Origin of the sequence: Alkalibacillus haloalkaliphilus, assembly GCF_007991275.1 — a bacterium.
Lineage (GTDB): Bacteria > Bacillota > Bacilli > Bacillales > Alkalibacillaceae > Alkalibacillus > Alkalibacillus haloalkaliphilus.
Genome location: NZ_BJYA01000005.1, coordinates 73,721 through 92,872, shown reverse-complemented (window position 1 = coordinate 92,872; position 19,152 = coordinate 73,721). Strand labels below are relative to the sequence as shown.

The following is a 19,152-nucleotide window of genomic DNA, read 5'->3' as shown; positions in this document are numbered from 1 at the left end:
AAATAACTACCGAATAGGGCTTGATAGTTACCGAATAAAAGAAATAATTACCGAATAGAGCCTAATAACTACCGAATACCAAGCCTCAATCATAGCTCCCACAACCTCTCGCTCCTCATTTTATGCTAATATATGAACTACATCGTTATAAAGGAGTATACTAATGAACAATTTCCATATTATTTTTGAGGATAATCATTTGCTTGTTGTTGAGAAGCCGGTGAATATGCCGGTGCAGGGGGATGAGTCGAGGGATCTTGATTTGTTGACGGCGTTAAAAGATTTTATAAAAGAACGTGATGAAAAGCCGGGGAATGTCTACCTTGCGCTTGTACATCGGCTGGATCGCCCAGTTGGTGGTGTGATGGTGTATGCGAAAACGTCGAAGGCAGCATCTAGACTATCGGATCAAGTTCGCCGCCATGCGATGACGAAGGAGTATCTTGCGGTGATTCGCGGTTTTCCTGAAAAGCAACAGGCTCGCTTAGAGGACTATCTTTATAAAGATAAACGCAAAAACCAAGTTTATGTCACATCAAAAGACCACAACGAAGCGAAGAAAGCCACTTTAGATTACATAGTGCTCGGTCATGAAAAAGGGTTATCGCTCGTTAAAGTGAATTTACATACAGGCCGTCCGCACCAAATTCGCGTGCAATTTGCGAACATTGGCTGCCCGCTTTATGGTGATCAAAAGTATGGGGCGAAAGTAAACAAACCAGGCCAACAAACTGCGCTATGGTCGCACCAACTTGGATTAGAACACCCAACATTAAAGGAAGAAAAATTATTCACATCGACTCCGCCGCGCGAGAGACCGTGGCATTCATTCAATGACCATTTTTAAAAAGAATTTCCATATATTTTTATTAAAAAAAAGTTCGTTTTTAAAATATACCCGAAAATCAAAGCAACTTAAAGCATTTAAAAGCATATAACCAATGTACACGCTTACATGCCATTAGGTTTACCTCATCCATTGTGATAAAATGTTGGAGGTTTTGTGCGTAAAAATAGGACAAAACATCCGAGATACACAAATGGAGAGGAAGTAAAAATTGTTAGCAAAGATAAAACAAGAATGGTTTGGCAATGTAAGAGGAGATGTACTTGCTGGAATTGTTGTCGCTTTGGCGTTAATTCCTGAGGCGATTGCCTTTTCAATTATCGCTGGTGTTGACCCAATGGTTGGACTTTATGCGTCATTTTGTATCGCTGTTGTGATTGCTTTTGTCGGTGGACGACCAGGCATGATCTCGGCAGCAACCGGTGCGATGGCACTCTTAATGGTGACGTTAGTAGCCGATTACGGTTTGGAGTATTTACTCGCTGCGACGATTTTGACAGGTATTTTACAAATATTGTTTGGAGTCTTTAAATTAGCTACGGTTATGAAATTCGTGCCACGTTCAGTGTTAGTCGGATTCGTAAACGCACTTGCAATTTTAATCTTTATGTCACAAATTGAACACTTCCATGGTGAAAATTGGATTATGTATGCTATGGTTGGTTTAACGTTAGCTATTATTTATATATTACCGCGTTTTGTTAAATCTGTACCAGCTCCACTTGTTGCGATTATCGTTGTCACAGGTGCTGTCATTTACATGGGCTTTGACATGCGTACAGTTGGTGATTTAGGAAACTTAACACAAGAGCTACCTGTGTTCTTAATTCCTGATATTCCACTAAACTTTGAAACGTTACAAATTATTTTCCCATATGCTTTAGCGTTAGCGATGGTTGGTATTTTAGAGTCATTACTAACAGCGAATATTGTGGATGATATGACCGATACAGAAAGTGATAAAAACAAAGAATCACGTGGTCAAGGTTATGCGAACGTGACGACTGGTTTCTTCGGTGGTATGGCAGGTTGTGCAATGATTGGACAATCCGTTATTAACGTTAAATCAGGTGGAACAGGGCGCTTGTCGTCACTTGTTGCCGGTGTCTTCTTAATGTTCTTAATTATCGTGTTAGGCGATGTCGTTGTCCAAGTTCCGATGGCAGCGTTAGTCGGTGTCATGATTATGGTTTCGATCGGGACGTTTGATTGGTCATCCGCTCTTAACTTACACAAAGTGCCGAAGACTGACGCGGCGGTAATGTTGACGACAGTTACGACAGTTGTTGTAACACACGACTTATCTAAAGGTGTATTTGCTGGTGTGTTACTAAGCGCGATCTTTTTCGCGGCAAAAATTTCTAAAGTGAAAGTAACCGAGCAACTAGAGCAAAATGGTGCTAAGAAAATTTATTATATCGAAGGACAAATTTTCTTTGCATCTGTTACTGACTTTGTTAATAAAATTGATTATTATGATTCAACACTAGATGAAGTAGAAATTGATCTAACCCGCGCTCATCTCTGGGACGATTCAGCAATTGGTGCGTTAGATAAAATCGAAAGCAAGTTTGAAAATCACGGTACCATCGTTGTTTACACAGGGTTGAACAGTGAAAGCCAAGAGCTAAAAGAACGCATTGGCGGCCTTTCGAAAGCATCAGGTCACTAATGTGTAATAGGGGTGAACGTTATGTATAAACGTATTTTACTGGCGACAGATGGTTCAGAACACTCACAACGCTCAACTGAGCACGCGATCCATCTTGCTAAAAGTTCAGAAGGTACAATTGATGTCGTCTTTGTCATTGATGGTGAGACTTCTAAAAAAGATGTACTCCACCATGGGAACAAGTTTGAAATAACGAAACGACGTCGTGAAAAAATTCAACCAATCGAAGAACGTTTAGAACAATCAGAAATCCCGTATGAAGTGCATATGCTTCATGGTGAACCAGGGCCAACAATCGTAAAATTTGCCAACGAAGGCGAGTATGACTGTGCGATCGTTGGTAGTCGTGGCTTGAACCAACTCCAAACACTCGTGTTAGGTAGTGTCAGCCACAAAATTGCTAAACGTGTTGAATGTCCAGTTATGATTGTAAAATAAGTAAAGGCGAACGCTAACTTAAGCGTTCGCCATTTTTTATTCCACTCGCGGAGCTGTTGGGTCACAATCAGGTGCTGTCGTATTAGATGATTCTGCTAGTTTCATTAAGTAGTAACATTCCTCACGATACATATGATCAGCCATCAATTCTGAGAAAGTGCTTAACACGGTATTCGACATTTCCATTTCCTCAATTTCACTTAAAAACGTTCTAAATAAATTAAGTTCGACTTCAACATCACTATTAAAACGATCTAAAGCAGGGAAACTCTCAACATTAGCGCGTAAATAGCCGGTTAGTTCAACTGCTTTTATGTAAAATTGGTCGAAGTGTTCGCGGAATTCATCGCCTTTCTCCTTAAGCCTCTTTTCAACGGCATCTAAATCCTCATTAATCGCACCAGCATGACCTGAAGCATCAAGTAACCACACTAAATGGTGATGCAACTCATGGAACACAGGCGGCGCTTGCCCTTCACTTAAATAGTTCATCACATGCTGATACTCTTGCAATTCATTGACCATATGGTTAAGAAATGTAGGCGATAGATGAATCCCGATATCACCGACTAATTGCCTTGATATAATCGACAGTTTGAAATTGCGCATTTGTTCTGTCGCTTGAGCAGCTTCTTGAGTAAATGTAATTGCTTCGTTCTCATTCAACGCACGCGCCTTCTCCAATAATCTGTCAAAGTCATCAATAAAATACTCAGCGATTTCAATATCATCTTCTTCTGTAGGGTAAAGTGAATCGCGAATAAACCGTGCATGATCCCCTAAAACTTGTAACCAAAATTCATGTTCAAACTTCGCGCTTTCCAAAAAATTGCTTTTCATTAAAGTCACTCCTTGTTAGTGTTCTGTAAAATATATTCAAAATTGAACGTGACTACCACAAAATATAGTTACTGAATATTTTGAATATTTAAAAGTCGTGTAAGCGATTACTTTCAAGCCATGCAACAGCTTTACTCATATACTTTAAAGTCATAACTTTTTAAACTGCTGAAATAATCAGAAAAAATCTATAGACAACCGTGTTGGCCGGTGTTATAGTCATCTTTAAAACTAATTTGGAGGGATAAACATTGGGCCAACTCATCAATGAACCATTAATCGCAACAACCTTAATTTTTGCACTTATTGCATTCGGTGAATGGTTATCGATTAAGACACGAGCAAGAGTGCCTATGCTACTAACCGCTATGGTCGGTTATTTAATTTTAGTATGGACAGGAATCTTTCCTGATGATCTATTAGAGCGATCACAATTCGCGGCATTAGGTGGCATTTTAATTGCAGTTGCAATTGTCCATATGGGTACGTTAATTCCTATGGCTATTTTAAAAGTACAATATAAAGCAGTAATTATCGGCTTAGCTGGTGTTCTCGTATCAGGCATTATCGTCATTTCGACAGTGACATTTTTCTTTGATTACGAAACAGCGATCGCCGGCGTTGGTCCACTAAGTGGTGGTGTCGTCGCATTAATTATTACGTCAGAAAAACTAGCTGAGATCGGATTAACAGCACTCGTTGTTATCCCAGCATTAGTCGTCGCGTTCCAAGGGTTACTTGGTATGCCGCTAGCGCTTAATTTCATGAGACGTTACGCGAAAGTCATCCAACAACAAATTGACGAAGGGACTTTCGTTCCAGTTAAGAAAGATGAAGACTTAAAAGAAGTCACGAGTAAAGATCCTGTTAAAAATAGCTTAACAATTCGTTTGTTCACCGTATTTGTCGGTGGTGCGATTGCTGTAGCGCTAGATACGTTTACTGGCATTCATTATAGTTTATGGGCATTAGCAATCGGTATTTTCGGATTAAGAATCGGCTTTTACAAACACGAATCATTACGTCATGCTAACTCATTTACGATGACGATGATCGCTATTATTTTCGTCGTTATCGGTACAATGGCTGATGTAACACCTGGACAAGTACTCGATAACTTACCAGCGATCTTAACTATTTTAATAATCGGTACGTTCGGTATTGCACTTGGTGGTTATGTCGCATCGAAGTTAGTGAAATGGCACCCGTACAAAGGTATGCCAGTTGCATTAACGGCACTATTTGGATTCCCAGGAGATTATATCGTTTGTGAAGAAGTAAGTCGTAGTGCAGCTCGTAACGAAGAAGAAGAGAAGCTGATCTTCGATGAGTTACTATCCCCGATGTTAATCGGTGGTTTTACGACAGTAACAATCGCTTCAGTCGTCATTGCCGGAATTTTAATTCAAACACTTTAAGGAGGATGTTTTATGACGAAAACATTAATTCAAAACGCATTAGTTATTGATGGAACAGGTGCAGCACCGAAAGAAGGTCAAGTCGTTGTCGTTGAAAATAACAAAATTGCTTATGTAGGACCTAGCGAAAATTACGAAAAACAAGGTGATGAACAAGTCGTTGATGCTAAAGGAGGTACTGTACTGCCAGGTTTAATCGATACGCACGTTCATATGATGATGGAGTACTCACCACTTTCGCAACGTTTAACAACGCCATTTTCATACATGTACTACCAAGCTCAAGAGTATTTAAACAATACGGTTCAAGCAGGTGTAACGACTGTTCGTGATGCGTTAGGAACAGATTTAGGTGTAAAACAAGCTGTCGACAATGGTTTAATTACAGGCCCGCGTCTACAAATTAGTGTCAATGCTCTGACCATTACGGGAGGTCATGGCGATGGTACGCAATTAAATGGGGATGTCATTGACATTTTGCCATCCGGTCACCGCGGAATGCCAGATGGACGTTGTGACGGAGTAGCTGAAGTTCGTAAAAAGACACGCGAAATGCTTAGAGCTGGTGCGGATGTTATTAAAGTACACGCAACAGGTGGTGTATTAAGCCCGACAGACCACCCAGAATTTACGCAGTTCTCGTTAGAAGAATTAGAAGCAATCGTTGAAGAAGCTAATTTCCGTAAAGGTGTTAAAGTGATGGCACATGCGCAAGGAGCTGAAGGGATTAAAAATGCAGTTAAAGCAGGAATCCATTCAATTGAGCATGGTATTTTCATTGACGATGAAGCGGCTGACTTAATGGTCGAAAATGGAACATACCTTGTGCCAACATTACTCGCACCTGTATCTGTTTTAGAAACAGCCGATGAAAAAGGAATGCCACAATCAGCAGTCGATAAAACAGAAGAAGTAATTGAACAACATAAGATCAGTTTCAAACGTGCTTACGACAAAGGTGTTAAAATCGCAATGGGAACTGATGCTGGTGTTATGAAGCACGGCACGAACTTACGTGAGTTAGCGTTAATGCGAGATGCAGGCATGGACCCAATGGATACGATTGTATCGACGACGAAAACAGCAGCTGAATGTTTAGGCTGGGATGAGCAACTTGGCACGTTAGAAGAAGGAAAGTTAGCCGATCTAGTCATTACAAACGTCAATCCAGTTGAAGACTTAGATGCACTAGCTAATAACGATAACGTCCAATACGTTATGAAAGATGGTAAAGTCGAAAAGAATCAACTGTAAAGCCAAAAACCACCTCTTGTAGGTGGTTTTTAGCTTACTCAGATTGCTCATTTTGGTTGTCATCAACTTCTTCTGGCTGTTCTACTTCTAATTGAGGTTCTTCTGGTTCCGGTGGAGCTTCTGTATAATCATAAGCACTAGCATCATTACGGTTTTGACTCGCATTAGACCCTACTGGGAATAATACTGGACATTGCTCAGGACGAACAGGTCTAGGGCATGGCCCAACAGCTAAAGGCTCACGCGGCAAACAATAGTCAGCTTCAATTTCTAACGTTACAGGATAGACAGACTGAATGCTTTGGCACAATCGAACTGAAATAAGCGCATCAAACGTATCATCTTCATCTGTATCACCTAATTCACAGTCGAACGAAACGATGAAACAATCTAATTCTGTATACGTAACATCAATTTCAGTTCCTTCTGGTGCACAAAGGACGACTTGCTCACTTCTTGAAAACTCAATCTCTAATTCTACATCACCATTTCCGTTATCAGTCGGGAAGTTAATAATAACAACGAAGTTCTTTCTGATAGTCACAATTTGTAATTCAATTTCAGTACCGTCAATTACAAAGTCTCGGTCTTCAACATTGATCACTTCAATTGGGTCTACTTCAGCTGGGATAACAGTACAGGTCACATCTTCACTATCAAAATCATCACATGTAATGCCATTAGGCAAATCTTCATCCGTTATATTTAAATCGAAATTAGCTTCGTTGACGATCCAATCATATACTTTTTCTGTATTAATACATAGGACATCCTGGACGGGTTGTGGTTGTGGGGGACAAATTTTACGATAACTCATTTTTACACCTCCATAGTCACTTTATTCAACATACTTTACCTTATGTGAAAGCCCTCAAGAGGGTATAGTCTATTACCATCATTTCTACTGATTGAAGTAGATTAATATAAACGTCTATATTTTAAAGCTCCTCTCAAAAAATGACGAGGAGCTTCTCATCATCCACTACTTACCGCTGCATCCACAGCCACCGCGACGACGGCGGCTACTTTTTACACCTCTGTGTGTCTTACTAGAATTGTCAGTAGCACGTAATTGTTTCAAATGACTCGTTGAGCTTTTTGCACGCATAATATCACTCCTTTAGCTTTATACATTATCATAGTCGTACTTCACCTTTTCAGATAGGGCGATTATTGAGAGTTTATGACAATTGGGTAAGGGACATAAGAGTGAACATCTTCAATATAATACCCCTTTAACTCTGGTGGGGTGACCTTTAATGAAAGGATTAGCATTAAAATCGTCTGATCTGGGTGGTTGAACCGGTCAGTATAAGACGGAATAGCTCTCGTTTTCGGGTGAGAGTGAAACGTTGCGATCAGTTGCTCACCTTTTCTACTAATCTCATCTTTCACTTTCAGATATTCATTAAGACTTACTTTATAGTAAAGAGGTGATTGAGCCTCGTTTACTAACGGCCAAAACGTAGTCACTTGTAAATTAGTCCCAGATAAAACGCCGCAACATTCATTTGGCAATTCAGTTTTGGCCAACTTAACCATGTCCTTAACAATACGTTCAGGTAACACAAGTCTAGACTTATCCATATTACTTATTTTTGAAAAATTGAGATGGGAGAATTTTCTCAAGTACTGATTCTTCTTGCTTATTAGGTTGTTGTTTTTCAGTTGTCTGTTTCGGTTGAAAAGATTGTGTGTTTGTTTGTTGTTGTGATTGGTTGCTTGCAGGTGTGTTGTGTTGTGCTTGGTTTGCGGTAGTTGGTTGTGGTTCTCGTTTTTGTTCTTGTTGTTCTTGGCGTTTTAATTCTGTTTGGGCAGTTGGTTTAGGTTGTTCAGTTGTTTCTGTTTTTGGTTTGGAACGTTTTTTCTTACGTCTTTTAGTACGCGGCTGTATTTGATCATACTTACTTGGATAGTTACGTGGTTTAAAAGTGTGAGATAAATTGCCTGAATTAGATGTTGTTGTACGACCTGAGCTAACACGTGTCTTAAACCTTGGTGATACGGGAGAGTGATTGTTTTGACTAGCTTGATTAGGTTGGACATAACTCGTTGCATTGGATCGGATTAAATGTTGTAGTTGGCGAAACTCAGGTGTTCTCTGTTTTCTAGGTTGCGTTGACGATTTCGGTTGAACGGCTTCTTTTTTTGGTTTCTGAATTTGTGTTTGTTTTGCGTTTTGTAAAAAGCGGGAAGTTTGACTGTTAACTTGATTCGACGGTTTCTGTACATGTTCTACAGGTGAACTGTCTTCTGTTGGTTCTACTTGTTCTACCTGTTCTTCTTGATTATTTTCACTCGACTGCTCAGTTGCCGGGGTATGCTGACCTTTAATTGAGGCCAGTTCAGTTTTCACTTCCTGAAGCAACTGTATGATTGATTTTAATTCATCTGACTGACCAGATCGTTGGGCTTTAATTTTCTGGTCTTGTTCTTGTTGATGTTCATTCACCACTTTCAAAACCCCTTCTATTTTTACGATTTGCTTTTTTAAAGCGTGAACTTCATTTTTCATGAGTAAGTAGTCTTCGAACGCCTCGCTTTCATAAAAATCTTGAAACATATTTTCATAAAGCCTCAGTCGTTCTTGTAACGCTTCAACTTCTTGCGTGTTAAATAGTCGGTATTGCACAAAAGACCACCTCTCATGTCCATATGATTATTTTATTAAACTATTAACTTCATCGTGTAGGTTAATATTGATAGATGACGAATTTCATGACAGTCATAATTGCCCGTTTTTGTCATAAATTTTATAAGTGGAGCCCTTGTGGAATTCATCAAGATGTAATCATTATATGAAAGGGTGAAGAACCATATGAAAGCATCAGCCGTTGAGAGAGTACATGACTGGCGACAGCAGCGAAGTGAATACGTTAATCAAATTAAACAAAAAATTGAGCAATCAACTAAGAAAGACTACGATGTACTTAGCTATTTCACATTTTCACTTAACATGGACGAAGAGGGTGGTGAGCATTTAGCGCTCTGTTCATATTTAATTATGAACATGGGATCACAACCTATTACAGGACCGTATATTTGTTTTAAGTTTTCAGATGAGCACCCATTTGAGTTCTTTGGTAAATATGTTAACTCTGATTCCAATGGCAATAACGAAGTGCGTCGGCAAGCACAAGGTGAGTGGGAGCGGATCCATCATTCAGAGTTGAAAAATGAAATTTGGCTTAAGCCTTCACATGAGGTCACGATCCAGCCTGGTGAACAATTATCGTTTCCAAACTTCCAGTTAAAGTGGCAAGGAGACCTGCCATACCAAGCTACAATGTTAGGTTTTACGTATTCAGACCAAAAACCTAGTGGCACGCCTGCAATTAATCAGTTTAACATTACTGGTGGCAAGGCGAAAAAGGAGGAACAACATGACTAAACCAGAAACGGCTTTGTTGAAGCGGATTGCTGAACGGCAGTTAGAAGGTGACGAAAAGCGTGAAGTTGCTCTCGATGCATTATTGTTATATATGTTAAAGCTAGAAGGTGAGTCAATGGAAAGTGGAGATAATTCACAGCTATCTTCAGTCGTTGATGAACTAATAAAAGAAGAGCGCAATCAATTAGAAGAGATTTTAACCATACTTAAAGGTGAGGGGTAGAACGTGCCAAAAACTAGTATGATATAATATAAAAAAATTTGTATGGATAAAAGTTGGGGAAAAATGAAAAGATTATACGTGTATTGGATTGGCGCTTTAGTTATATCAGGAATTGGCTTTTACTACGTTAATGTAATGACCGTTTCGCCAGACGTTATATCAGGCAATGGAAACCTTGGTTTATTAGTTAGTATCTTGTTTTTGCCTGTTTGGGTTATGGGGTTGTATTGGAGTTATCGAGTTGCGAGAAACAGAAGTCAAAACCAACAGAAGGTTTATTTGTTCATTTTGATTGTCGTCTTACTTATTTGTGGGAGTTTGTTAGCTTTCCCGCTTATAAATAATGCACATGAACTGATTAATCATTTAGGTGGAACTCCAACTGATCCCGATTCTGTCATTTACCGATTTGGGTGGCTAAACCAATACACGAATAGTATGTTTTTTAATTTATACACGTTTCTCATCATACACATCTTAGCTGTAGTCATTGGGATCATTTCAGCAATCTTCATTAGTTACAGAGACTTGGAAAGCTTCTAAGTCTCTGTTTTTATGAAATAATCTAACAATCTACCAAGTTTCTTACAATTTTCTCCTGAATTTGTCGACTTTTTCCGATTATTTTAATATAATTAAATTGAAATAATTGGTATAAAGGGTGCGGTAGAAATGAAGCAAACGTGGGTTATCGTAATACTAGTTATCGTTTTAGTCGGATGTCAACAAAGTGAAATAAAAAGCGCTACAAAGCACCTTGATTTACAAGGAGAACAAGATCACAAGGGGTATATTATTCTTGATGATGTCCAGCATGAATCTGTTGTTTCTGATGCATTTGAAGAAGATCGTGAACAAGCTAATGAAGAAGAAAGTATTGAAATTGACTTACCAAATGAGCAAAGTGATGAGCTAACGATTGATGAGGCGGATCAAATTGCAAAACAAGTACTTCAAGACAATATTGAAACGATGGAAGAAGTGCAAGAAACTTATTATACAGAATGGTTTCAGTTAGAAGAAGGATCCGAACAGTATGAACAAGCTTTAGCCATCGTTCAAGAAGCACTTGAGTCAACTATTTCACAATCTGCTTTAAATAAATGGACTGAGCTTTATTTAAAAGAATTTTTCATATATCAGTATACGTTAGCGGTATTGCAGCCGGCTGATCTAAACATATTATTGAATGTCGAATATGAGAGTGATGCTTTTACATTAAACTTTATTCAACTAGGTGATGTTGCCTATAGAGAAACGACTGAATATGAAGTGTCGTTTGTAAAAGAAGGTCGCTGGAAGTTTAATGGTTATGAAATGGAACGTCTTGATGAGTCGTTAAATTTAACATTTGATGATTTAAAGCATGCGTATGTTAATGTTGGAACGTTAGAGCGTTATGAAGGAACGCTTGTAGATGAATTCGAGCATGAAGGTGACCCGTATTTAGTTATTAATTTCGGCCCACACGACCGTGCAATTAATTTACGTACAGGTGTCGACCGGCCTGATGTGTTGAATCAAATGTAGAAGCGCTAGGAATCCTAGCGCTTATTTCTTTATTTTATATAAGTCTTTTATCATTGGAATTAAATGATAGAGGAGGACTATTGATAACACAGCTGCCATCGCCCATGCGCTATATTCAATTTCAGGTAAATCAGGGCGGTTCATCGCAATCCCTACAAGTGCCCAAATAAATACCATCGGATAAATTAGATCAGTATTTTGATACATAAACCAAATAGCCCAAACAGTCGACAACCAAATAAATAACACTGTCCAAGCTTCAGGTGTGAACAATAGGTGCAGGTGATGCGAATTAAACACAACAGCAATATTAATGATCGTCGCCACTGAGATCCAAGCTAAATAAATCGAAAATGGAACACGCCACAATAACCAGAATGAATCTGATTTTAGTCGGCGGTAAATAATGAGAAGGCTGTAAAATAACATCAACATAACAATGAGTGATAAGAAGAAGTATTCATAATGGAAGAAAAATAACCAACTGACATTTAAAACACAGCTAATAATAAACCAAAGTCCGATTTCGTTTGTCACTTTCGGTCCTTGCGGGCTTACAAATAACATAACGACCCAAATAATTAATAACAAATAAATCAATCCCCAAATTGAAAAAGCATAATCTGCGGGTGTAAATAAAATATTAAGCCTGTCCGAAATTTCTCCAGTCGTTTGATTGTTTAACGGTAACGCATTTGCTAAATAATTCATAAAAATTGTCAAACCGAGCACAACAGCATTAGCGATCGCTAACCACGTCGTCTGTTTCATCCCCGTCAACTCCTTAAAACCATAGTGGTAAACTATATGCAGAAGTGGACGAGGTTATGTTTTTTTTAATCTGGATGGTGACTAGTCACAAACGTTCCTGCAATCAAGTCGTGAACTGAACGTTTATCATCACGTGTAGTTACGAGGTAAATACTGACAATTGTTAAAAGACCAAGTGTTAATTGATATAAAAAAACACCAGTTACTTCACGTAAAAACATTGTAGGAAATGTTAACTTACTATTATTAACTCGAGCAATTCTAATCGCTAGCACTCGTTTGCCAATTGTATATCCACTCCATAATAATGGGGTAAAAGTGAAATAAGCAATGGCTATTACTTGTAAGTTTATAAATACATGATTATCAAAGATTATATAAGCCATAATCGATACGAAAATAAGTATTCCCCAGTCAATTAATAATGCAAAACTACGTTCGATTATTCCAATGGGGCTATCTGATACACTGATCAAGATCAATCACCCTTTTACAGTCTAAGATTATCTTTATATTTTATCATAATATTGGAAACTGAATGGATGAAGTTTTATAGCAAGAAAAGCATTGAATCAAACATAACTAAAGCAGTTTCTCAACAGTGAACTAACTCGAATTCTCAAAAAAAGGGCAAATAGCTCTAAGCTATTCACCCTTTTTGCCTGATCATGTCTCGCTCATATAAAGAATCTTTTGTTGCACGACAAGCCGCTTTATTCAATTCTGATTTAGGACAGTTACCACAACAGTTACGGCTTTCATTGACTTCATAATAGAAGCAGCATGTCCGTCTGATTCGAACGGGTTCAGCATCAAGGGACACTAGCCGCTTGATTCCGTGGAAACGTTTAAGAGGCTGGAAAGATTCCTGAAATTGTTCTGCTTCTAATTCATATATTAAGAAGTGGAAATCATGGTGGACGCGTGCCATGATTTCTTCATCTGTTTCTTCGCTTAATTTCACTTCATATAACCAATAGATATAGACTGCAATGTTTTCCCACAAAATCGGCTTTGGGACACGTGAAATAGATGAGACGAATCCGATTAAGGCAGCTATGTCACCAAACAATTGCTCTAAATACTGTGGTAATAACTTATGACGCGATGTTTCGGACGTTTCGTCAATTGATATTACAGCAAGATCATCTAAATAAAGACTAGGAACCCATTTGCTATTTTTTACACGAGGAACAATATATTGATTAGACCAGTTAGCCGATAACCAATGATTATGTTTTGTTAAATTATAAAGTGGTGGGACGACAATTAAAAAGCCAATTCGTTTAATAAATTGTGAAGCTGCGATAAATAAATTGTCTGTATCAAAATCTACTTTAGCTTCTTCCAACACTTCACACAAAAACTGCTCATCACGAAGCTTTGACAGAGAAAACATGTTAGGGTTCTGATCAGCTTCTATACGAAAATTTTCAACTAAATCATTTAATTGGTTGTTTGTTAACTGTTGTCTCATCTTTATTAACACCTTTCATATGACGACCTTTACTATATGGGATGCATAATGGTGAACCACAAATAGGATCACACGTCACTTGACATTGCAAACCGAACACAGAATGAATGAGTTGTGGTGTAATAATCGTATCTGGATCACCTTGTTGAAAGACTTTTTTATCATGAATGGCTACGATGTGATCAGCGTAACGGCACGCAAGGTTTAAATCGTGTAAAACCATGATAATGGTACGATTCTCTTGTTCGTTTAAATCATGTAGTAGATCTAGTATTTCAATTTGGTGTGTCATATCTAAATAGGTTGTTGGTTCATCTAAAAGAATCGTATCTGTATCTTGTGCTAATGTCATCGCGATCCATGCACGTTGACGTTGTCCACCAGATAACGAATCAACTTTACGTTCAACTAACTCTTCAGTGCCTGTCACTCTAATGGCGTAATTGACAGCTTCTTCATCTTCTTCTGTCCATTGTTTAAACCAGTTTTGGTAAGGGTAACGCCCTTGTTTCACAAGTTGTAAAACGGTTAACCCTTCAGGTGCGACGGGTGATTGTGGTAATATCGCTAGGTCTTTAGCGATTTTTTTCGTTGATGTATGAGCGATGTCATGACCGTTTAAAACGATCGATCCTTCTTTCGGTTTTAATAGTCGTGCGAGTGATTTTAATAAAGTGGATTTACCACAACCATTACTACCAATGAAAACCGTTATTTCACCTTTAGGAATGTGTAAATCCAATTCTTTTATTATATCTTCATCACCATAACCAAGTGTTAACGTGTTAGTTGTGATCGCGTCCATATAATTGTCCTCCTTTATCTAAAGGGCAGTCAGTTATTGATTACGACTGCGATAAAGCAAATAAATGAAATAAGGTGCACCGATTGCTGAAGTGAAAACACCAGCAGGCACCTCCAGTGGCATGAAAACCGTTCGTGCGATTAAATCAGCAATTAAGACGATGATGCCACCGATTAAAGCTGATGCAGGAAGTAAGGAGCCGAAAGCTGACCCGACAAGTCTTCTAGCGATATGGGGAGCCATAAGACCAACAAACCCAATACCACCAGCAAATGCGACCGCCCCACCAGCTAAAGCAGAGCTTAATAGGAGTAGCGTGAAGCGATCTTTTTGAACAAACCCGCCAGCATTAATCGATAAGTCTTGCCCAAGCTCTTGAATATTTAAACGTCTGGCATAAATAAATAGAATGAAGATCATTCCTAAAATCCAAGGCGTTATAGAAATTATTTCATTCCAGTTAGTTCCATTCAAACTTCCTGTTAGCCAAATATTAGCTCGCGAAGCTGTGTATATAGGACCTAATATCATAATCATCGTCGTAACCGCTTGAACCGCCATTGCAATGCCTACACCAATTAAAACTAGTCGAATTGGTGTGATTCCGCCATTTTTCCAAGACAGAAAATAAACGATAAACCCTAAAGCAATAGCACCAATAAAAGATGCAAGTGGTAGCCAGTGAATGCTTAACGTTAAAGTATTACTTCGATCACTAAAAACTGCTAAAAAGATGACAGTTGTTAAAGCGGCTCCACCCGTTATACCAATAATATCGGGTGATGCTAGCGGATTTCGAATAATACCTTGTAAGATTGCACCAGATAATGCTAACGCCGCTCCAGCTAGTACTGCAAGCAGAATGCGTGGCATTCGAAATGATTGAACGACGAGATTTTCCATATCACCACTTGAGTTAAATAAAGCTTTCACAACTTCTATCGGTGAAATTTGCATTTGTCCTATGCCAAGGCTAACAATCATTAAAACGATCGATATAAGCGTTAAGCTTGTAATTGTTATAAGAGATCTTTTATCAATTAAAAATGATATTTTATAAAAACGAAAAGGTATATATTTATTCATTTATGCCCCTCCTTGCAATATAGATGAAGAAGGGAACGCCGATTAAAGCTGTTAAGACTCCAACTGGTGCTTCTTGTGGGGCAATGACATAACGAGCCCCAATGTCTGCCATGAGTAAAAGCATTGCGCCAAGTAAGCCGCTATAAGGAATAACCCAGCGATAATCGATTCCGACAAACCACCTTGCGATATGCGGAATGACGATGCCAATAAACCCAATTGGTCCAGCTATGGCAACTGTGCCACCAGCAAGTAACACGACAGTTAAAGCGCCGAATATTTTAATCAATATTGTGCGTTGACCAAGCCCTTTTGCTACGTCTTCACCCATCGCTAGCACATTCATATGTTTACCGATTAAAAGGGACAATAGCCAACCGACAAGAAGATATGGGAGTAATCCAATTAATAAATCAAGATCCCGCCCTTGAATAGACCCAGCAAGCCAAAACAGTACTTGGTCTAGGGAGCGTTCATTTAAAGTTAGCATTCCTTGTGTTAAAGATGAAAATAAAGCCGCCATGGCAGCTCCTGCTAGAGTGATTTTGATCGGTGTTAAGCCATCACGTCCCATAGAACCAATTACGTAAACGATGATGGCAGCAATAGCAGCACCTGTAAATGCCAACCATGTAAACCCTTCAAGTGAAGTGACTCCAAAAAAGGTAACCCCTAGCACGACAAAAAAACTTGCCCCAGCATTGATCCCGAAAATACTTGGTGAAGCTAGTGGATTATGTGTTAGTCCTTGCATCACAGCCCCAGCAATCGCTAAGCTTGCACCAGCAGCTGCAGCAATTAAAGCTCTTGGAATTCTTGTATCTTGAATAATAATATGTTGATTTGAACCATCAAAATGGAAAAGAGAATTAATAACGTCTTGTGTTGAGACTTTCGTTAAGCCAAAAACTACACTTGACCACATAAGTAAGACGACAATGATGATTCCTAGAAAAATGCCACTTATTTTGAATGTATGATGTTTTAACATAAATGAATGACCTTTCAACGTTGCAACTTTTTTATTTCCTATATAAATGATAAGGTGATTGAGAACGATTGTCAATTAAACTTTGATAATCATTCTCAACTATTTTGTCAGATAGTATTGACTTTTAAATTGAAGGGTCGTATTATAAGTTTTGTAAATGATAATCATTTTCAATTAAACTAACTAGGAGGTTACATAATGTTTAAAAGAACGTTATTATTTTTAAGCATTTTAGGGCTTGTCTTGTTCTTAGCAGCTTGTGGTTCAGAAAATAGTGAACCAGTAGAGGAGAACGGCGACACAAATGAAGGTACAGAGGAAACAACAGATACAGAAGAAAGCGCTGAAACTTACGAAGTGGAACACGCTATGGGCACAACCGAAATTGAAGGTACACCAGAAAATATCGTTGTGTTAACAAATCACGGAACAGAAGCGTTATTATCATTAGATATTACACCAACTGGTGCTGTCCAATCTTGGGTAGGTGACCCTTGGTATGACCATATTGCAGATGATATGGAAGATGTGAATGTGGTTGGTTTAGAAAACGATATTTCATTAGAAAGTATTGCTGAGCTTGAACCAGACTTAATCTTAGGCAATAAAATGCGTCAAGAAGAACACTATGAAGCATTATCAGCAATAGCACCGACAGTGTTTGAAGAAACGTTACGCGGTGATTGGAAAATTAACTTTGAATTAATCGCAGAAGCAGTGAATAAGGAAGAAGAAGGTCAAGAAGTATTGGACAATTATCAAGAGCGTATAGATGGTTTAAGTGACTCATTAGATAATCGTTTAGACACGGAAGTATCATTAATCCGTTTTATGTCAGGTGACGTTCGTATTTACTATAAAGATTCATTCCCAGGAATTATTCTAGATGAAATTGGATTGGCTCGCCCAGAATCACAAGATGTAGATGATTTTGCTGCAACGGGTGTGACGAAAGAGCGGATCGATGAAATGGAAGGTGATGTCATTTTCTACTTCACCTATGAAACGGGTGATGGAGAAGGTTCAGGTGTTGAAGAAGAGTGGACTGAAGACGCATTATGGAACAACTTAGAAGCTGTACAGCAAGGCAACGCTTATAAAGTGAATGACACGATTTGGAATACAGCAGGTGGTGTCAAAGCTGCAAACTTAATGTTAGATGATATAGAAGATAAATTGTTAACCGAATAATTGACTATTTGCTTTACCCCCCTTTAGTAAATAGATAGAAAACGCTGGTCAAGTGGTAGGCCAGCGTTTTTTTGTTTATAATATCCAAGCAGATGGCGAGCACATTTTCATCAAATCTGTTATAATTACTTTGAATTCAAGATAATTTTTAGGTTGGAGGTTGTTCAATGGAAGGGTTAAAAGGTTTACACCACATTACTGCCATTACGAGCAGTGCAGAGAAGAATTATGAATTTTTCACGTATGTACTAGGCATGCGTTTAGTCAAAAAGACAGTTAACCAAGATGACATTCAGACGTACCATTTATTTTTCGCAGATGACAAAGGCAGTGCAGGAACAGACATGACGTTCTTTGACTTTCCAGGCATTCCTAAAGGTAGTCACGGAACAGATGAGATCTTTAGAACAGGTTTTCGCGTACCGAGTGATGCAGCGCTTGACTACTGGGTGAAGCGATTCGACCGTTTAGATGTGAAGCATGAAGGTATTCAAGACTTGTTCGGGAAAAAAGTATTGCCGTTTGTTGATTTTGATGATCAAAAATACCAACTTGTTTCTGATGAACATGACGAAGGTGTCGCATCAGGAACACCGTGGCAAGATGGGCCAATTCCATTGGAGTACGCGATTACTGGTTTAGGTCCGTTACACATTCGTGTATCTGAATTCAATCGTTTGAAAATGATTTTAGAACGTGTTTACGTGTTTAATGAAGTTGACCAAAACGATTCACTTTATCTTTTTGAAGTCGGTGAAGGTGGAAATGGCGCACAAGTGATTATTGAGCATAACAACTCTTTACCGCAAGCGCGCCAAGGTTATGGAACGGTTCACCACGCAGCGTTCCGTGTTGCTGATGAAGATGAGTTGAAGAAATGGGTAGACTGGTATTCGAATATTAACTTACCGAATTCAGGGGTCGTCGATCGATTCTATTTCCAATCATTATACGCACGCGTTGCTCCACAGATTTTATTCGAACTGGCAACAGACGGTCCAGGCTTTATGGGTGATGAACCATACGAAACACTCGGTGAAAATCTCGCCCTACCACCATTTTTAGAAAACCAGCGCGAACAAATCGAACAAAAAGTCCGCCACATCGATACGGTTCGAAGCACGAAAACATTTGAAAAAGAATACGAATAACTTTTAAAGACCAATTCATTTCGAGTTGGTCTTTTTTTATGGAAATTTGGCAACAATGATAATGGAC

The 19,152-nt window shown here is 38.7% G+C and carries 22 protein-coding genes; 11 read left to right on the top strand and 11 right to left on the bottom strand.

What is annotated here, in order from left to right; all coding sequences use genetic code 11:
- The first annotated feature begins 163 nt into the window (after nt 1–163).
- The 3 genes from AHA02nite_RS06580 to AHA02nite_RS06570 all read left to right on the top strand — a co-directional run bounded on the left by AHA02nite_RS06580 (nt 164) and on the right by AHA02nite_RS06570 (nt 2,957).
- The gene (locus tag AHA02nite_RS06580; RefSeq protein WP_146815588.1) at nt 164–847 is read left to right on the top strand and encodes an RluA family pseudouridine synthase; all 684 of its coding nucleotides are present in this window, start codon (nt 164–166) and stop codon (nt 845–847) included.
- Between the two features lie 211 nt (nt 848–1,058).
- Entirely contained in the window at nt 1,059–2,519 is a 1,461-nt protein-coding gene (locus AHA02nite_RS06575) for a SulP family inorganic anion transporter (protein ID WP_146815586.1), read from the top strand.
- Between the two features lie 21 nt (nt 2,520–2,540).
- Nucleotides 2,541–2,957, top strand: coding sequence for a universal stress protein (locus AHA02nite_RS06570; protein WP_146815584.1), 417 nt, complete (start codon nt 2,541–2,543; stop codon nt 2,955–2,957).
- 36 nt (nt 2,958–2,993) lie between these two features.
- Here AHA02nite_RS06570 and AHA02nite_RS06565 read toward each other — a convergent pair whose 3' ends face one another.
- A complete protein-coding gene (locus AHA02nite_RS06565) occupies nt 2,994–3,797 on the bottom strand; it encodes a DUF2935 domain-containing protein (RefSeq protein WP_146815582.1) in 804 nt (267 codons plus the stop codon).
- A gap of 251 nt (nt 3,798–4,048) precedes the next feature.
- Here AHA02nite_RS06565 and AHA02nite_RS06560 point away from each other — a divergent pair, with 251 nt between their 5' ends.
- Both AHA02nite_RS06560 and AHA02nite_RS06555 read left to right on the top strand, forming a co-directional pair.
- On the top strand, nt 4,049–5,215 hold the full coding sequence (locus AHA02nite_RS06560) for a hypothetical protein (protein WP_146815580.1): 1,167 nt from the start codon (nt 4,049–4,051) through the stop codon (nt 5,213–5,215).
- A 12-nt stretch (nt 5,216–5,227) separates the two neighbouring features.
- Nucleotides 5,228–6,469, top strand: coding sequence for a metal-dependent hydrolase family protein (locus AHA02nite_RS06555; protein WP_146815578.1), 1,242 nt, complete (start codon nt 5,228–5,230; stop codon nt 6,467–6,469).
- A gap of 34 nt (nt 6,470–6,503) precedes the next feature.
- On the opposite strand, the gene AHA02nite_RS06550 is transcribed toward AHA02nite_RS06555, so the two are convergent.
- The 4 genes from AHA02nite_RS06550 to AHA02nite_RS06540 form a co-directional block, all read right to left on the bottom strand.
- Entirely contained in the window at nt 6,504–7,286 is a 783-nt protein-coding gene (locus AHA02nite_RS06550; protein ID WP_146815576.1) for a BMQ_0737 family morphogenetic spore coat protein, read from the bottom strand.
- A gap of 165 nt (nt 7,287–7,451) precedes the next feature.
- Nucleotides 7,452–7,577: a hypothetical protein gene (locus AHA02nite_RS15365; RefSeq protein ID WP_281284093.1), complete on the bottom strand. Its 126-nt coding sequence runs from the start codon at nt 7,575–7,577 to the stop codon at nt 7,452–7,454.
- Between the two features lie 62 nt (nt 7,578–7,639).
- Nucleotides 7,640–8,056 carry a Mov34/MPN/PAD-1 family protein gene (locus AHA02nite_RS06545; RefSeq protein ID WP_146815574.1) on the bottom strand — a complete coding sequence of 139 codons (417 nt, stop codon included), beginning with the start codon at nt 8,054–8,056 and terminating at the stop codon, nt 7,640–7,642.
- Between the two features lies 1 nt (nt 8,057).
- Entirely contained in the window at nt 8,058–9,101 is a 1,044-nt protein-coding gene (locus tag AHA02nite_RS06540) for a hypothetical protein (protein ID WP_146815572.1), read from the bottom strand.
- A gap of 186 nt (nt 9,102–9,287) precedes the next feature.
- Between AHA02nite_RS06540 and AHA02nite_RS06535 the strand changes: the two genes are divergently transcribed.
- The 4 genes from AHA02nite_RS06535 (at nt 9,288) to AHA02nite_RS06520 (ending at nt 11,613) form a co-directional block, all read left to right on the top strand.
- Complete coding sequence (locus AHA02nite_RS06535; protein WP_146815570.1) at nt 9,288–9,860, top strand: hypothetical protein; 573 nt, start codon at nt 9,288–9,290, stop codon at nt 9,858–9,860.
- Nucleotides 9,853–10,083, top strand: coding sequence for a hypothetical protein (locus AHA02nite_RS06530; RefSeq protein ID WP_146815568.1), 231 nt, complete (start codon nt 9,853–9,855; stop codon nt 10,081–10,083). Before AHA02nite_RS06535 ends, AHA02nite_RS06530 begins: the two co-directional genes overlap by 8 nt.
- Before the next feature lie 63 nt (nt 10,084–10,146).
- Entirely contained in the window at nt 10,147–10,626 is a 480-nt protein-coding gene (locus AHA02nite_RS06525) for a hypothetical protein (protein WP_146815566.1), read from the top strand.
- A gap of 129 nt (nt 10,627–10,755) precedes the next feature.
- Nucleotides 10,756–11,613, top strand: a complete 858-nt coding sequence (locus AHA02nite_RS06520) for a hypothetical protein (protein ID WP_146815565.1) — start codon at nt 10,756–10,758, stop codon at nt 11,611–11,613.
- A gap of 21 nt (nt 11,614–11,634) precedes the next feature.
- On the opposite strand, the gene AHA02nite_RS06515 is transcribed toward AHA02nite_RS06520, so the two are convergent.
- The 6 genes from AHA02nite_RS06515 to AHA02nite_RS06490 form a co-directional block, all read right to left on the bottom strand.
- On the bottom strand, nt 11,635–12,384 hold the full coding sequence (locus AHA02nite_RS06515; RefSeq protein ID WP_146815563.1) for a tryptophan-rich sensory protein: 750 nt from the start codon (nt 12,382–12,384) through the stop codon (nt 11,635–11,637).
- A 65-nt stretch (nt 12,385–12,449) separates the two neighbouring features.
- Nucleotides 12,450–12,860, bottom strand: a complete 411-nt coding sequence (locus AHA02nite_RS06510; protein WP_170236003.1) for an RDD family protein — start codon at nt 12,858–12,860, stop codon at nt 12,450–12,452.
- A 173-nt stretch (nt 12,861–13,033) separates the two neighbouring features.
- Nucleotides 13,034–13,861 (bottom strand): (2Fe-2S)-binding protein, encoded by an 828-nt coding sequence (locus AHA02nite_RS06505; RefSeq protein WP_146815560.1) that lies wholly within the window; start codon nt 13,859–13,861, stop codon nt 13,034–13,036.
- On the bottom strand, nt 13,827–14,666 hold the full coding sequence (locus AHA02nite_RS06500; protein WP_146815558.1) for an ABC transporter ATP-binding protein: 840 nt from the start codon (nt 14,664–14,666) through the stop codon (nt 13,827–13,829). Before AHA02nite_RS06500 ends, AHA02nite_RS06505 begins: the two co-directional genes overlap by 35 nt.
- Before the next feature lie 33 nt (nt 14,667–14,699).
- Nucleotides 14,700–15,752, bottom strand: coding sequence for a FecCD family ABC transporter permease (locus AHA02nite_RS06495; RefSeq protein ID WP_146815556.1), 1,053 nt, complete (start codon nt 15,750–15,752; stop codon nt 14,700–14,702).
- Nucleotides 15,745–16,743 carry a FecCD family ABC transporter permease gene (locus tag AHA02nite_RS06490; protein ID WP_146815554.1) on the bottom strand — a complete coding sequence of 333 codons (999 nt, stop codon included), beginning with the start codon at nt 16,741–16,743 and terminating at the stop codon, nt 15,745–15,747. Before AHA02nite_RS06490 ends, AHA02nite_RS06495 begins: the two co-directional genes overlap by 8 nt.
- Before the next feature lie 198 nt (nt 16,744–16,941).
- On the opposite strand from AHA02nite_RS06490, the gene AHA02nite_RS06485 reads away from it, so the two are divergent.
- Complete coding sequence (locus AHA02nite_RS06485; RefSeq protein WP_146815552.1) at nt 16,942–17,934, top strand: ABC transporter substrate-binding protein; 993 nt, start codon at nt 16,942–16,944, stop codon at nt 17,932–17,934.
- 167 nt (nt 17,935–18,101) lie between these two features.
- The gene (locus AHA02nite_RS06480; protein WP_146815550.1) at nt 18,102–19,085 is read left to right on the top strand and encodes a ring-cleaving dioxygenase; all 984 of its coding nucleotides are present in this window, start codon (nt 18,102–18,104) and stop codon (nt 19,083–19,085) included.
- Nucleotides 19,086–19,152: the final 67 nt, after the last annotated feature.